This window comes from Pseudoalteromonas umbrosa (assembly GCF_030125375.1).
Classification (GTDB): domain Bacteria; phylum Pseudomonadota; class Gammaproteobacteria; order Enterobacterales; family Alteromonadaceae; genus Pseudoalteromonas; species Pseudoalteromonas umbrosa.
Map to the genome: position 1 here is coordinate 185,334 of NZ_JASJUU010000006.1, position 13,453 is coordinate 198,786.

Annotated in this window: 8 protein-coding genes; 1 reads left to right on the forward strand and 7 read right to left on the reverse strand. The window is 40.7% G+C overall.

The genetic code is table 11. The features are described from left to right. Positions 1 to 87: 87 nt before the first annotated feature. The gene (locus tag QNM16_RS19270; RefSeq protein ID WP_284021956.1) at positions 88 to 3,663 is read right to left on the reverse strand and encodes an nSTAND1 domain-containing NTPase; all 3,576 of its coding nucleotides are present in this window, start codon (positions 3,661 to 3,663) and stop codon (positions 88 to 90) included. A 728-nt stretch (positions 3,664 to 4,391) separates the two neighbouring features. Between QNM16_RS19270 and QNM16_RS19275 the strand changes: the two genes are divergently transcribed. Beyond that, positions 4,392 to 6,266: a S8 family peptidase gene (locus QNM16_RS19275; protein ID WP_284021957.1), complete on the forward strand. Its 1,875-nt coding sequence runs from the start codon at positions 4,392 to 4,394 to the stop codon at positions 6,264 to 6,266. 55 nt (positions 6,267 to 6,321) lie between these two features. Here QNM16_RS19275 and QNM16_RS19280 read toward each other — a convergent pair whose 3' ends face one another. From QNM16_RS19280 to QNM16_RS19305, 6 genes are read right to left on the reverse strand one after another with little or no spacing between them, the layout of a single operon-like run. Continuing rightward, a complete protein-coding gene (locus QNM16_RS19280; RefSeq protein ID WP_284021958.1) occupies positions 6,322 to 7,395 on the reverse strand; it encodes a hypothetical protein in 1,074 nt (357 codons plus the stop codon). Between the two features lie 49 nt (positions 7,396 to 7,444). Further along, entirely contained in the window at positions 7,445 to 8,773 is a 1,329-nt protein-coding gene (locus QNM16_RS19285) for a sensor histidine kinase (RefSeq protein WP_284021959.1), read from the reverse strand. Continuing rightward, positions 8,773 to 10,107, reverse strand: coding sequence for a sigma-54-dependent transcriptional regulator (locus QNM16_RS19290; protein ID WP_284021960.1), 1,335 nt, complete (start codon positions 10,105 to 10,107; stop codon positions 8,773 to 8,775). The genes QNM16_RS19285 and QNM16_RS19290 overlap by 1 nt, the downstream gene beginning before the upstream one ends. A 44-nt stretch (positions 10,108 to 10,151) precedes the next feature. Further along, complete coding sequence (locus QNM16_RS19295; RefSeq protein ID WP_284021961.1) at positions 10,152 to 11,375, reverse strand: ABC transporter permease; 1,224 nt, start codon at positions 11,373 to 11,375, stop codon at positions 10,152 to 10,154. Between the two features lie 4 nt (positions 11,376 to 11,379). After that, entirely contained in the window at positions 11,380 to 12,747 is a 1,368-nt protein-coding gene (locus tag QNM16_RS19300; protein ID WP_284021962.1) for an ABC transporter permease, read from the reverse strand. Positions 12,748 to 12,755: 8 nt separating this feature from the next. Further along, a complete protein-coding gene (locus tag QNM16_RS19305; RefSeq protein WP_039608773.1) occupies positions 12,756 to 13,451 on the reverse strand; it encodes an ABC transporter ATP-binding protein in 696 nt (231 codons plus the stop codon). Positions 13,452 to 13,453: the final 2 nt, after the last annotated feature.

Here is a 13,453-nt window from a genome sequence, read left to right on the forward strand (position 1 = left end):
TATTAGGAATAGCGTGAAAACAGATTGCGATATAACAACTTTTCTATAAGTTTCAGCATATTGAATTTGTATTCCTAACTAATGTTATCAAGGATTGTTGCCATTTTGGTTACATTGCAATAATTCTAGATAGTGTTCAAACTTATTTTTTGCTTTTTGCCATTGGATGCTAGTATGAGACTGCAGGAATTCTTCCGAAAGAGTCTTCCCAGCCTCAAAGTAATTGCATGCATTTTCAGTTTCACCAATTTCTGAAGCGATATAGCCTAGGTTAAAGAGCTTTTTCCTGTAGCTGACTTGATAACCCAGATTACTCGGGGTCACTTGTGTTAGGTACAGGGCATATTCTTTCGCTTGCTCAAGGTGACTCTGTGCAGATTTTTTCTCGCCGTGGTTGTATAAATGAATGGCAATTTTTGAGTGCGCGCCCTGAAGCAAACTAATAAAGTCCAGATTCTTATTATCTTGGTTATATAACCTTTTAGCTGCTTTTAGCGCTTTTTCGTAATATTGTGCGCTTTGTTCTATTTGGTTGGTTTGCTTTAAATAGTCACCATAGGCCATATATAATTCGATGCTATGGCCCTGCCAGTCTATGTTGTCCTCATTTAATACTCGTAATTTTCTGGCTATATCTAGCCCTTCAAGAAAATAGGTTTGGGCTTCGACTAGGTATCCTTGCTTTAACTGGTTAGTACCTAATCTACTCGCTAAGAGTAACTGAGCGACTTGTACATAGATGTTGTCAGGATCTTTAATTAAGTACAGTTTGACTAGCTCATTGGCGTGGTTGTAGTACTTGTCAGTTTCTGCTCTGTTGCTACTGTTTTCTGCTAAGTTAATATAAACTCTTAATAAGTTGTATTGAGAATTGAGGTGATTTGGATCTGTAGATAGCTGTTTTTCTAGAGCGGTTTTTGCTCTCAATAAATAGTCGCTTGCTTGTTGTTCAGAGGAAGTTGTCTTGGCTAAATTTCTATATGTATTTACTCTTAATATGTTATAGGCCTGCTCTAGATTTTCTGTTGGTACCTGAGTATCAAGTAGGTGTAACGTTTCTGTGTACTTTTCAGTTGCAAGGTTTATGTCGCCAGCCCATAGTGCCATGAATGCGATCTGGGATATTATCCTTGCTTTAGTTAGTATTAATTCTGCATCGTGTGGCAATTGTTGAACTTGTATCAGTGCTTGCTCTAAGTAGGTTTCAGCTTCCTCATTTCTACCTTGTTTTATCAATAATGCACCGAATTCATAATTGAAAGAAACGGCAAGTTGTAGCTCTTTTGGGTTATTACTATTAATATTTTTAATTTTGCTATCTAACGTTGCCAGGATTTCCTGTATTTCTCCTATGTGGGTAGAATCATCTTGGCGTAAAATTTTTACTTTAATAAGCAATAACCTTAACTTATCAATGTCATCTAATGGTATATCGTCGACACTAGAAACTAGCTTCGTAATATGACCATTCAGATATTTGCGCTGAAACGTTGGTAAATATTGAGCCAGTATAGGTTCAATTGCATCTATATTGAGTAACACATTGTCTTTAAGGTGGGATAGCGCTTGTGCTGTTTTTGCTTGTTCTGATACCACCTGTTGTTTTTGATAATATGCAAAAGAAGCAGCACTTAAAGCACAGACAAACAGTATACTTGTTGTAAAAATACGCCTTTTTTGGGCTTTATTTTTGTGTTCTAGTACGGTTTGATAAAAGCTTTGTGATGCAAGAATATAATTTTTAATAGACTGCAGGCTAATTGTGCCAGGCTGACTTAGATATTTGATACCATCATGTAACTCATGCTTGCCAAGCGTGAAGTTGTTTTGCTCTTCTGGTTGTGATGCAAAATTTTTCCACTGTTTATATTTTGCCTCTATTCCATGCAGCCATTGGAGGTACTCCTTTCTGGCACTTAACCAAATATAAAAGCGAGGCCAAATTTGTTGGTCGAGGGAACGCTCTTCGGCAATCGTGATTAAACAGTCATGGGTTAATTTTACATAAGGTGGTAGCTTATGGACTTGATGACGAATAACGAGTTGCTTTTCGATGAGTGCATTGACTAGCTCGAGTAGCTGAGGGTTTTCTTGTTCAAGCGCGATAAAATCGACATGCTTTGAATAACAAGCACCATTGATATTTACGCCAATAAATAGCTCAAAGAATTGCTCTGTAAGTGGTTCAAATTGACCGAGAATATATTCAGCCTGTCTATAGATAACGCCCGTTAGTTTATTAAGTTGATTGTATTGAGAGAAAGTGAGCACTTTAGGTTGATCGCTATCAATCGCCAGTGCATGCATTTGTGCAAGTAGATACTCTACAGCGGGTAGGGCATGAGACAACTTTAGCGCTTCGGTTTGAATTGTTTGCGCGAGTCCTTCTTCAAGTTTTATTCCCAATGCCGTGGCTTGATTATTAATAATTTTAAGCCAGTCATCAGCAGTTAGGCTGTGAGGGACATAGAAATCCCTCCCCACCATATCAGTATTGTGTAAGTACTCACTTCTAATGCTTACAATGATTCTTAATGGCGTATGTTCGGATAGTATAGCAAGGCTGGGTAGTAAGCTATTCTGTGGCTCTATCTCAAAAATCTCTTCAAACTGGTCAATATACCAAATGTAAGTTTTTTTATGTGCACTAAGGTGGAGTGCCAATTCATCTAAGTATGTTGTGTTTAAATTGAGTAATTCGTTGATGAATTGATCTAGACCGACAGACATGGTTTTTAAAACCGACTCAAACCCTGCATCGTTAGAGCATATGTAGTGCTTTAATAAAGCTGCACTATTGTCAAAATCTTTAGGTAACCCAATTTGCCAATGGACATTTTCTTCTTGTTGATTGATTGCGGGTAATAACCCTGCTTTTATTAAACTTGATTTACCACTACCAGAAACACCGTGCACTTTGATGAGTGATGGTTTTTCATTAAATAGTGCAAATAATTCTGAAGTGAGCTTGTCACGGCCAAAAAAGTAATAAGCATCGTGTGGCTCAAAGCTTCTTAAGCCTTTAAACGTTAATGAACCTGATTGCTGTGCACCATCATAGTCGTCACCAAGAAGTAGTTGAAGGGCTTCGTTTATATGCTCAACAGGTGAAAGCTTTCCACCTAGTAATTCTACTTCGCGAGCCAAGGCTTCATTGATTTCATCAGTATTGGCACGCGGGTAAAAAATGACAAATGGGCCGTTATGCCTGTGTGTCATCGCATAAAGCGCACCTTCTACTTTATTGTTAATGTGACCGATGCCATGCACGTTACCACTGGGTGAAACTTCACCTGTTGCAAAACAAGTACCAGAGATATTTGCTGGTTTTTTTATATGGGAACGATATGCCAGCGCACAGCTCAACGCATACCCTAACCCAACACTTGTGCTATCTTCTTGTAAGTTAACGGTTTCCTGATTGCTGGTAACCAAATCTAGTTCGATAAAAAACTGATTTTGTTGTCTGTCTAATGGGTTTAAAGACATGAAAGCAGCTTCTGCCGCCATTTCAAAATAGTTGCGCTGCTCTTTGAACTTATAACCGAGTGCAAGTATTAAATCATTGGCAAATTTAACTTTTACTTTTTGGCTATCTTTTGGCTTTATAAATCTGAACTGGGGGCTATATGTATAGCGCTTATCAGATAGAAGAATGTGCATTATTTTTTGCTCTTTTTAGTAAATCGTTTGTCGCACGACCATTACTGTTCTTAGTTATTTCTTTTTAACCCATTGCGTTTTGTATGTACATAAGAGTCAAGTTTTGTACATCAATATCTTATTAAAACGCCCAATTTGCATAAAAAATAACAAATGCGATAAAAAAACCAATACACCAGAAAAAGGTACTGGTCTAATGAATATTATTCATATTTATGAAATTTTTTAGCTTACCTTTCTCGACATTTTCGAAAAAGTCAATATCCTATCTATTATGCTAAGTTGCTTACTATGAATATTTTAATAAATCCACATATTTTTTGTTTTTCATGGTCTGATTTGTTATTTTTTAACCAAATTGGCGTTTTTTACAATTGAAAACCTGTTTTTTATTTAAGATTGGGGTCTCGAATTGTGTAGGAAAGAAGCGCTGATAGGAATAAATTGTAGTTGTCTTGCGTGCAGCTTATCCATTTTTGTGAAGAGTCTTAAATAGCTATATCTCGAATTTAACAATTATCTTAAAGGGCAAGTGTAATAAACTCGCTCTGAAGTGAATAGATGACTTTGCTTCACTCGACGTAAGTGAAAATGGCTGTACGCGAGAGGAATATGGTTTATGAAGGAAGTACTCGCACTGTAAGAATTTAATTATTAAGTTCAGCAAAAAACAGAGGTTTAAGGATAAATAAAATAAAAATATAAACATAGCTTTGCTAGGAGTTAGTATGGATTTTTTTAAAAGAAGTGCAGTTTTTTTAAGTGTATTTGGAAGTTTGAGTTTCAGCGCTATGGCGCAAAATCAAAACCAGGACAATGCTTACTTAGTGCAATTCAAAAATGGACAACTATCTCAAGAAATACTGAGCGGGTTAAAGGTAATTGGGCAAAGTGGTGATAAAGTGATTGCGAAGGGATCATTGTCAGCTCAACAGGTAAGTGAGTTAAGTCACCTTGATGGCGTGATATTTGAGGCTGATTATGGTCTTTCTTTAAGCAGCAATTCACTAGATTATTTTAATGCTACAACTAATAACATGGCTTCGCTAGCACATAGTGAACTAGAGCCGTATTGGTTGAGAGCAACATCAATTAGCAAACTTCCCACAGCAACAAATGATATCTCAGTGTGTATTATTGATTCTGGTGTGGATAGCAACCATCCCGATTTACCTGTCAATATTCATGGTTATCATAGTGTTTACGCTGGGTTCTGGGATCAGGATGCACTTAGTCATGGCACGCATATGGCTGGCATTATTGCAGCTCAGAGCAATGGCATTGGGGTGAAAGGAGCGCTCAGCGACGGCGTAGCAAGTCTTCAAGTGCATAAGCTAATTAAAACAGCTAATGGTAAAAACTCCGCAATTTGGGGAGGCAATTTAATAGAGGCAATTGAAGTATGCGCCAATTCAGGTGCTAAGGTGATAAATATGTCGCTTAGTGGAGAGCAGTTCTCTCCAATGACAATGTCTGTTATCGATAGGTTAGCTTATGACAGAGGCCTTATTTTTGTTGCTGCCGCTGGTAATCATGGAACAACTGAGAAAAAGCAGCAGGGCAGGCATAACGATGCGTTACATTACCCAGCATCGTATCACAATGTTTTATCTGTAGGTGCTTTGGAAACAGATGGTACAATAGCCGCTTTCTCGCCAACTAACCAGCATATCGATTTTGTTGCACCTGGTAGTAAAATCATTTCTACAGCAAACCGCAGTCACTATGCAGTTCAGGAAGTTGTGATTCAGCACAGTGGTTCAGTATCAGACTCTGTTCATTACACACAAATAGACATTGGGGTAAGTAGTCGTTCAATGCAAGCCGTATTGCCTGAGCAATGTGTCTATACATTATCCGCTGATGATGTGCATCAACAAATGACACAGCGTACACTCTCCTATGAAGCTCGTCAGGCTTTAAGTCTTGCACAGTCGAGTTGTGTCGCTGCAGGGGGACAGGCACTAATTATCAATTACCCACAACACCCAGATGGTCGATTAAAAGGAATTGACTATTACACTGAATTCCCTACTTTACTTGTGCATCAATGGCCAATGATCAGTGATAGTTCAAATATGTCTATAGCTATTAGCAGTTATCACAGTGATTATGTCGTTGGTGCTGGTACTTCTCAAGCAACAGCGATTATATCCGGGGGGATTGCTAGGCTTTGGTCACAAAACCCCACATGGAGTAGATCACAAATTATTGATGCACTAAAAGCGACTAGTCATGATTTAGGGCTTTCTGGTAAAGACAGTGTATATGGTCATGGCCTACCAAACTTTGCACAAGCACTTACTTACCTGCAATCAGGAAAAACGCCGGCATGTCCACAAAGTTGGTATCATAATAAGCCTTACAATGGCGGTGAGCTCGTGACTTATCAAGGAAAAGTCTATAGTGCTTATTATTGGAATAAAGGAGTAAGTCCTTCCCAAGAGCCTAATATGTGGCAAGAGCAGGGCCAGTGTGACGAGAGTAATCAGAGCCAATCAACGCCTTCAGATGGTGGGTATAGTATTCTTGATTTCTCAGGTTTAGAAGATGAAAATACGGCATATGATTGTAAGGGGCTAACTCTACGGTGTGGTAGCTAACACGTTTTGATCAAGGCGCTGTGGCGCCTTGACTGATTATGATGGTATTTGTTTATTAGGAATTAACTTCCAGTAGCCATACGTAAACGACAGGAAACCCTTCTTTATAGTTTATTTGTAAATCTAACAATTGGCCACTGACGGTTTGTTGTATATCAAAATGCGCTGTGCTTATAAAATACCTGCCATCTTTATTAAGTAATGTACTGCTGGCTGATATTGTCATTCCTTTGTTTTTTGCTAATTCAACTAATGCATCTCGGATAGCATATTTGATGGCGCTGCTTATTAAATTATCAGGTGCGATAGTGCCATCTTCGCCGAAATTACCCATTACGATACTTCTACCCTGATACTGCTGTAAACCTCGCCAAGCTTGCTGTGAAACTTGAGGGGCATAAGATAAGTGGGTTTGATAGGCAGCAAAAACAGTTGAGCCATAATTGCAGCTTTGGGTCAAAAGTAAAGAGTTCTGATATTTTTTGCTTAAAACTTCGCCATCTCGGGAGAAGTGAGAACTATGTTGCTGTTTTGAATATGATTCGGCATAGCGCTCTTGCATGTTGACGCTCGCTTGGGCGAGGTAACCAGCTAGTGCTTTTGCATTCTCAGCAGTCATCGGAAGTTGTTGATGGGCAGAGGCTGTATAATAACTTGCTCCGATGACATGGTTATTCTCCCCGCTACATAGCCATTTAGGTTCACATAAGCTGAAGTTACATGTGACTGCGTTACACCTACTGCTCTCAATAATTGGCTGAGTGCTGACATATGTATACAGGGTATCCGAGGTAATGTATGGTTCTGAGAAGTATAAGGTTTGACCGTTTTTAAGCGTTAAGCTGTTTTGCTCTGCAGGCAGTTGTTCAATATCTTCATTGGCATTAGGGAGTCCATAGTATCGTGTAAACTGTGATACTGCTCTTTGTCTGCTGGCTAAAATGGAGCCATCTTTGGTTGCGCTGAATGGCGCAGCTGTACCAATAAAGCCGATTTGTTGTGATGACACCGGCTTTTGTAGCCAACACGGAACTTGAACAGAGGGAGGCGTACTATTTGTTTTTGTAGTTTGGCAGGCAGCGAGTGCCAAGGCACCAATACCGACCCAAAACCGAGAATAACATAACATGATAAAATCCCTTGTATAGGCTAGTTTATTATACTGTGTCGCTTGCTCCTTAATGACACTGAGTGTCTCTTAAAGGGATATCAAATTCAACCATCAAGCCCCCTTGCACTCGGTTTTTTAATTTGAGTTGTCCTTGGTGGGCATGAATGATGTCGTTACACAAACTGAGGCCAATCCCACTGCCATCAGGTTTAGTCGAATAAAAAGGTAAGAGTGCTTGATGAAGGTTACCGTTGCTGATCCCCGAACCGCGATCGACGACGGCGACGCGAAGGCGATTGTAATCTTTTACGACTTTAACGGCGATTTGTTCGGGGTCGCTGCCAGACTGATGGGCATTTTTTAAGATGTTAATCAATACCTGCTCAATTTGCGTACTATCAAAATAAGCGTGCTCGATAGGTAATGAATCAAGTAGCTTAAATGAATATAGCGCACTTACCTGATCGAGTAATGGCTTGATTGCATGGTAGTCAAGGTTTGGTTTGGGCAAACGGGCAAAACGCGCATATTGTGCAATAAATTCACTCAAATTTTGTGCTCTTTGGTCGACCGTTTGCAATATATCAGGGAGCAAATCGAGATGTTTATTGTTCTTGAGCATATTTTGGGCTGATGACGTTAGCGAGCTTATGGGGGCCAATGAGTTATTCAGCTCATGGCTAATTAACCTAATGGCATTTTTCCACATATGCAGTTCTTCTTGCCCTAATTCTACAGACACATTTTTGATGATCATTAATTGATGCGGCTGGTGGTTAAAGGTGACTGTTTTAAAACTGAGGTAATAGCTCTGCTTCGCGTCATTGTGTTCAAAGCTTATTAAGCCTGATTGTGCCTGCATAATTGACTTTTGCAGTTGTGGAGGAAGGTTTTCACAGCATTGATGTAAGGTCATACCGTCAAGTTTTGAAGATTGTAATAGCTGGGTGGATTCGTTATTAAAGTAAACGATGTGTTTGTAAGGGTCTACTAATACAATGCCAATGGGTGAGGCCTGTACAATGCTATCAAGTAATATCTCTCGTTGATTAAGCGTCTGTCTTTGCTTTTTTAACCGTTTGGTGAGCTTATTATACATGTGAACAGCTGCGCCTAACTCCGAGTGTGTTTGAGCCGCTATACGGATAGAAAAGTCATTATCATAAAGACTTTTTAGGCCATTTGTTAGTGTATCAATAATGATTTTGTGTTGTTGAAATATATACTCACAACAAAAAAACATAAACGGCAAAGTGATCAATAATGAGAGAGGAAGTGCAACTAAGATGGGTGCACCTATAAAAATAAAAGCAGATTGAATTGACACTGCAAGTACAATAAAGGCTGTGCAAAGTGCGGCCATTTTTCCAGCCAAAGACGTGAAAGGTGTGTCCATCAGCGCGCTATTCCAAATTTATCCATACGTCGATACATTGCTTGGCGACTGAGTCCTAAGCTTTTTGCTGCATGAGTAACATTGCCTCGATGGCTACTTAATGCGCTTTGTATATCCTGCGCTGACAGCTCGGTATTGGCTGCAGAATTAGCTGGTTTAGTTTTCAGCCCTAGATCAGTGGCTTCAATGAGGTCACTTTTTGCGAGTAACTGTGCACGGCCAATCACATTTTGTAGTTCTCTGACATTACCCGGCCAAGTATGACGTTTTAGCGCATTGACAGCACCTGAACTAAGTTGTTTATTATCCTCTATAAAATGATTTGCAAGAGGGATAATGTCTTCTGGTCGCTCCATTAGTGCAGGTAACTTCAACTCGATCATGTTTAGTCGGTAGTAGAGATCTTCTCGGAATGTGCCCTGCGCAATTGCAGTCGTTAAATTGACATTGGTCGCACTCAGTACACGCACATTGACTTTTTTTGTTTGGCTACTGCCTACGGGTTCAAATTCACCCGTTTGTAACACGCGCAATAGCTTTTGCTGTCCAGACAGCGGCAAGTTCCCTATTTCGTCTAAAAATAAGGTTCCGCCATCAGCCGCTTCAAACCTGCCGATCCGACTTTTAGTTGCCCCAGTATAGGCGCCACCGACAACACCAAATAATTCTGCTTCGATTAAATCAGCAGGAAGCGCACCTGCGTTCACTTTGATAAAAGCTTTGCTGTGGTAGGCGCTATTGGCGACAATCACTTCAGCTATTTTTTCTTTCCCAGCGCCATTGGGTCCAGTTATGAGCACTGGTGCGTCTGAGTGCGCGACTTGGGTCGCGATCTCCAACAAGTTAAGCATGGCTGGATCTGCATAGATAAGACCTGCTAAGTCATAGTGTTCTGCCAGTTTATTTGCCCGGTTTCGGGCTTGTGTTTGCTGTTGGAATTGTGCTTTTTCTAGACGGTATATTTCGAGTAATTGAGTAACTGACTTGAGTAGCTTTTCTTCTCGCCATGGTTTTTCTAAATAATCGGCTGCCCCATCTTTAATTAGTGCGACAGCGGTTTCTAAATTTGCCCAAGCGGTGAGTAGGATAATAGGTAAGTCAGGGTTTAAGGAACGGATCGCTTGATAAAGCGCCTGACCTTCTGCGCCAGAGGTGGTGTCTTGGGTAAAGTTCATATCTTGGATGACTAGGTCGTAAGCTTGGTTGTTGAGCATATCGAGGCCTTGCTCTGGGCTTGTTGCGCCATCACAGTCAATGTCATTGAGTAAAAATAGCAGCTTAAGTGCTTTTATAACGTCCTGATTGTCGTCAATCACAAGTATTTTGTTTTGCATATTCTTATCGTTATTTTTGCCGGTACCATGTACCGGCTTGTTATTTAACTGGTTTTTGTAACCTGTGCTGGAGATATTTTAGCTGCTTTTCGCGCTGGGATATAGACAGCTGAGGCACTTAGCCCCCAAACACAGAGGGCAACGGCCGCAGCAAGCCATGGGACTATCAACCCTTGAATACGCAGGTTGGTTACAAAGTATTGGTTAAGCCACATGGCTGCAAATAAACCAAAGGTAATGCCCACTATGGCTAAGATTGAATTTTCTAATAATAACGTTCTCATTACTCTGGCTTGAGAGGCGCCCAAGGCTCGCAGTACGCCAATTTCTTTTTTCCGAACAGAGATGGAAAATGAAACCAGTGCGATGATCCCAACACCTGTAACGAGGATAGCGATGGCACTGATCCCCATCATAATAAATGCAAAGGTACTTCGGCCATCCCATAGACGTTTTTTGGCACGCGCTGCAAATTCTACTTGCTGAACTAAGCGGCCTTCTTCTTCAAACAGTTTGTTCTCAATGGTTTCAAAGATTGCATCGTCGGTATTTTCCGTTACCTTGACCAAATAGTTTACTTGGCTGTTAGTACCAAAGTGAGCTTCTGGAATAATCGCAGAGTGATACCAGCTGTTTGTGTAGGCCGCTACTTCACCTAACATCATGTCTTGATAAGTCGCAATAACTTGATAAGGAAGACGGTTGTTATGAAGATAGACGGTTTGCCCAAGTGCACTTTGCTCAGGAAATAAAGCGGCAGCAAGCGCATTACTTATCATCACAACACTTGCTCTTTGACCTTCACTAGCGTGACCGAATATATACTCTGTATCGTAAAAACTACGACCTTCAGTCACCTGAATACCAAGCGTTTCAAGCCCTCCGGGTGTTTGTGCAAAAAGCGCAATGTTTTCTCCCTGCTTATCTTCATCCAGTGTCGCGTGAGCAAAATTACGCCCGTTCACTGTTGCTAGCACTAATTCGTTTGCGGCATAGCTAACGCTCTCAACACCTGCGATGGACTGTAGGGTTTGTAAATCTCGCTCAATGAGAGCGCCTTTATCAAGGTTTTTATCGAAAACACGGGTATAGACATTGACTATCTGCTGCTCAGCCATATGCGAGGGGATCAGCCAATTTTGCAAAGTACGGTAACTAATAAAGCTGGTATTACCGATAATGGTCACTGCGATGGCAATTTGCAAGGTGATCAGCAAAGAGATACTTTTATGCTTTAAAATTAGTTTTAAAATATGTTTAATCGCCATAAATTTATCCTCTTAATTGAGATGCAGGCGCAATGCGGCTGGCAGTGATGATAGGGAACAAGCCGGCAATCAAAATGGTGGCATAAATGCTAAGGGCTGCTTTGAAAGCAAACCAAATATCCATGTTGTAAAGCCTTTGTACTTGCTCTGCAACACCGACGTAATCCATCGAATACATAGCTAAAAGGTACATGACATATAAGCCTAACTGTGCGCCTACTAAGCCTAAAGTAATGGCAATGGTTGCACCGATTAATAGCTCAATGACTTGTAGCTTGATGATGTACATTCGGTTTGCACCGAGCGCTCGGTATAAAGATACTAACTTTGCACGATGTTGGTTTTTAGCTAGTAAAATCCCAACGGTGTTGACCAAGGTGATGGCAAAAAGCAGATAAGCAAAATTGAGATAGACACGTTCCCAGTCCATAAAGCTATAAATAGTGTCATGTAATAGTTTTAAAGATTGGACATAATAAGGCTCACTGTGTGGGAAGCGTCCTTGACTCATTTGCTGTTGGGTATAATTCCTAAGCCATAGTGTTAATTCGTCTACTTGTTGTTGTGCGTTATCAGTGCTGACTTGTGCCCAAGCATGCAAAAAACCACATTCCGCACTTTTTAACCCCGTCATGTTTGACTGACGGAACTCGGTGCGTAGCGGCTCTTCTTTAGTCATACATGGCATATAGCCAACTCGAGGCAAGTTATTTGCCACAGCATAATCTAAAGGGATAAAGGCAAGATCATTTTCTCTATTACTAAAGCTATTATTTTGAAAACGAAAAGTGTGATGCGATAAATCTATAACACCGACGATTTCTAGCTGTTGATTATTGATCACGACGAATTTACCGACAGAGTTTTGACCTGCGAATAAGTGATCATTGGCTTTTTTCTCTAGCACAATAATTGCTGAGTCATTCATATTTTTAGGCCAAGGGCTGCCAAACAAAAATGGTGCGTCCATGATTGCAAAGAAGTGATCATCTACTGCGGAGCCAGTGGCGTCCAGTGGTCTTGCACTATTATCACTGAGATCCAAAATAAATGACGTGGTGTAATTAAAGCTCAGGTTTGCCAATGATACTTCTTTTTTCTCAAACGCCATCGATAGCGCTTGCGCATCACGGTAAGTCATTGGCGGTGTTCTCAGTGCATTGCGTCTGTCAAATTCGCTGTCCATATAGTTAAGGCTGATATGATTAAGCTCGTGTAGCTTGTGTGACATCGCAGAGCGGCCACTTTGATCTATGATGGTACTCATTGTGAGCAACAAGGTAATGCCGATGACGAGGTTGACTATCATCAAGGTTGTTAATTTGGATTTTTGTTTAAACCCTTGCCATGCAAGGTGAAGAGCGTCTTTCATATATTCACCTATACCGCTAAATCTGTAAGTTGGCTCTTAGCAATGTCACTGACTTGACCGTCTAAGATCTGGATATTACGGTGCGCGCGCTGTGCGAGTTCATTGTCATGTGTCACCATGATAAGTGTGGTGCCTTGACGATTGATATCTTGCAATAGCTCCATGACTTGACGTGCCATCATGGTGTCCAAATTACCTGTTGGTTCATCGGCGAGTAAAAATCGTGGTTTACCTGCAAGTGCCCTTGCAATGGCGACACGTTGCTGCTGGCCACCACTTAGCTGGGCGGGGTAGTGGTTGGCACGGCTACCTAGACCTACCAACTCAAGGCTTTCTTCAATGCGTTGCTTTCGCTCTTTTTGATTGATACCACGGAATATTAATGGGACTTCAATATTATCGTATAGGTTAAGGTCCGCAATTAGATTGAAGCCCTGAAAAATAAAGCCAATTTTTTCATTTCTAAGTCTTGATAGGTGCTTGTCTGAGAGCTGACTGACATCTTCACCATCCAAGATATATTCACCTTCCTCAAATGTCTCTAGTAAGCCTGTGATATTTAAAAAGGTTGTTTTACCCGATCCTGACGGACCGGTCACAGCGATAAACTCGCCTTCATCTACTGTGAGGTTAACACCACTCAGTGCATGTGTCTCGACTAAGTCTGTGCGGTAAATTTTGCTGATGTTATTCATTTTTAGCATGG

Coding starts and splice junctions, on each gene's coding strand:
- QNM16_RS19300 (WP_284021962.1), bottom strand. CDS start 12,747: ATGAAAGACGCTCTTCACCTTGCATGGCAAGGGTTTAAACAAAAATCC.
- QNM16_RS19285 (WP_284021959.1), bottom strand. CDS start 8,773: ATGGACACACCTTTCACGTCTTTGGCTGGAAAAATGGCCGCACTTTGC.
- QNM16_RS19305 (WP_039608773.1), bottom strand. CDS start 13,451: ATGCTAAAAATGAATAACATCAGCAAAATTTACCGCACAGACTTAGTC.
- QNM16_RS19290 (WP_284021960.1), bottom strand. CDS start 10,107: ATGCAAAACAAAATACTTGTGATTGACGACAATCAGGACGTTATAAAA.
- QNM16_RS19280 (WP_284021958.1), bottom strand. CDS start 7,395: ATGTTATGTTATTCTCGGTTTTGGGTCGGTATTGGTGCCTTGGCACTC.
- QNM16_RS19275 (WP_284021957.1), top strand. CDS start 4,392: ATGGATTTTTTTAAAAGAAGTGCAGTTTTTTTAAGTGTATTTGGAAGT.
- QNM16_RS19270 (WP_284021956.1), bottom strand. CDS start 3,663: ATGCACATTCTTCTATCTGATAAGCGCTATACATATAGCCCCCAGTTC.
- QNM16_RS19295 (WP_284021961.1), bottom strand. CDS start 11,375: ATGGCGATTAAACATATTTTAAAACTAATTTTAAAGCATAAAAGTATC.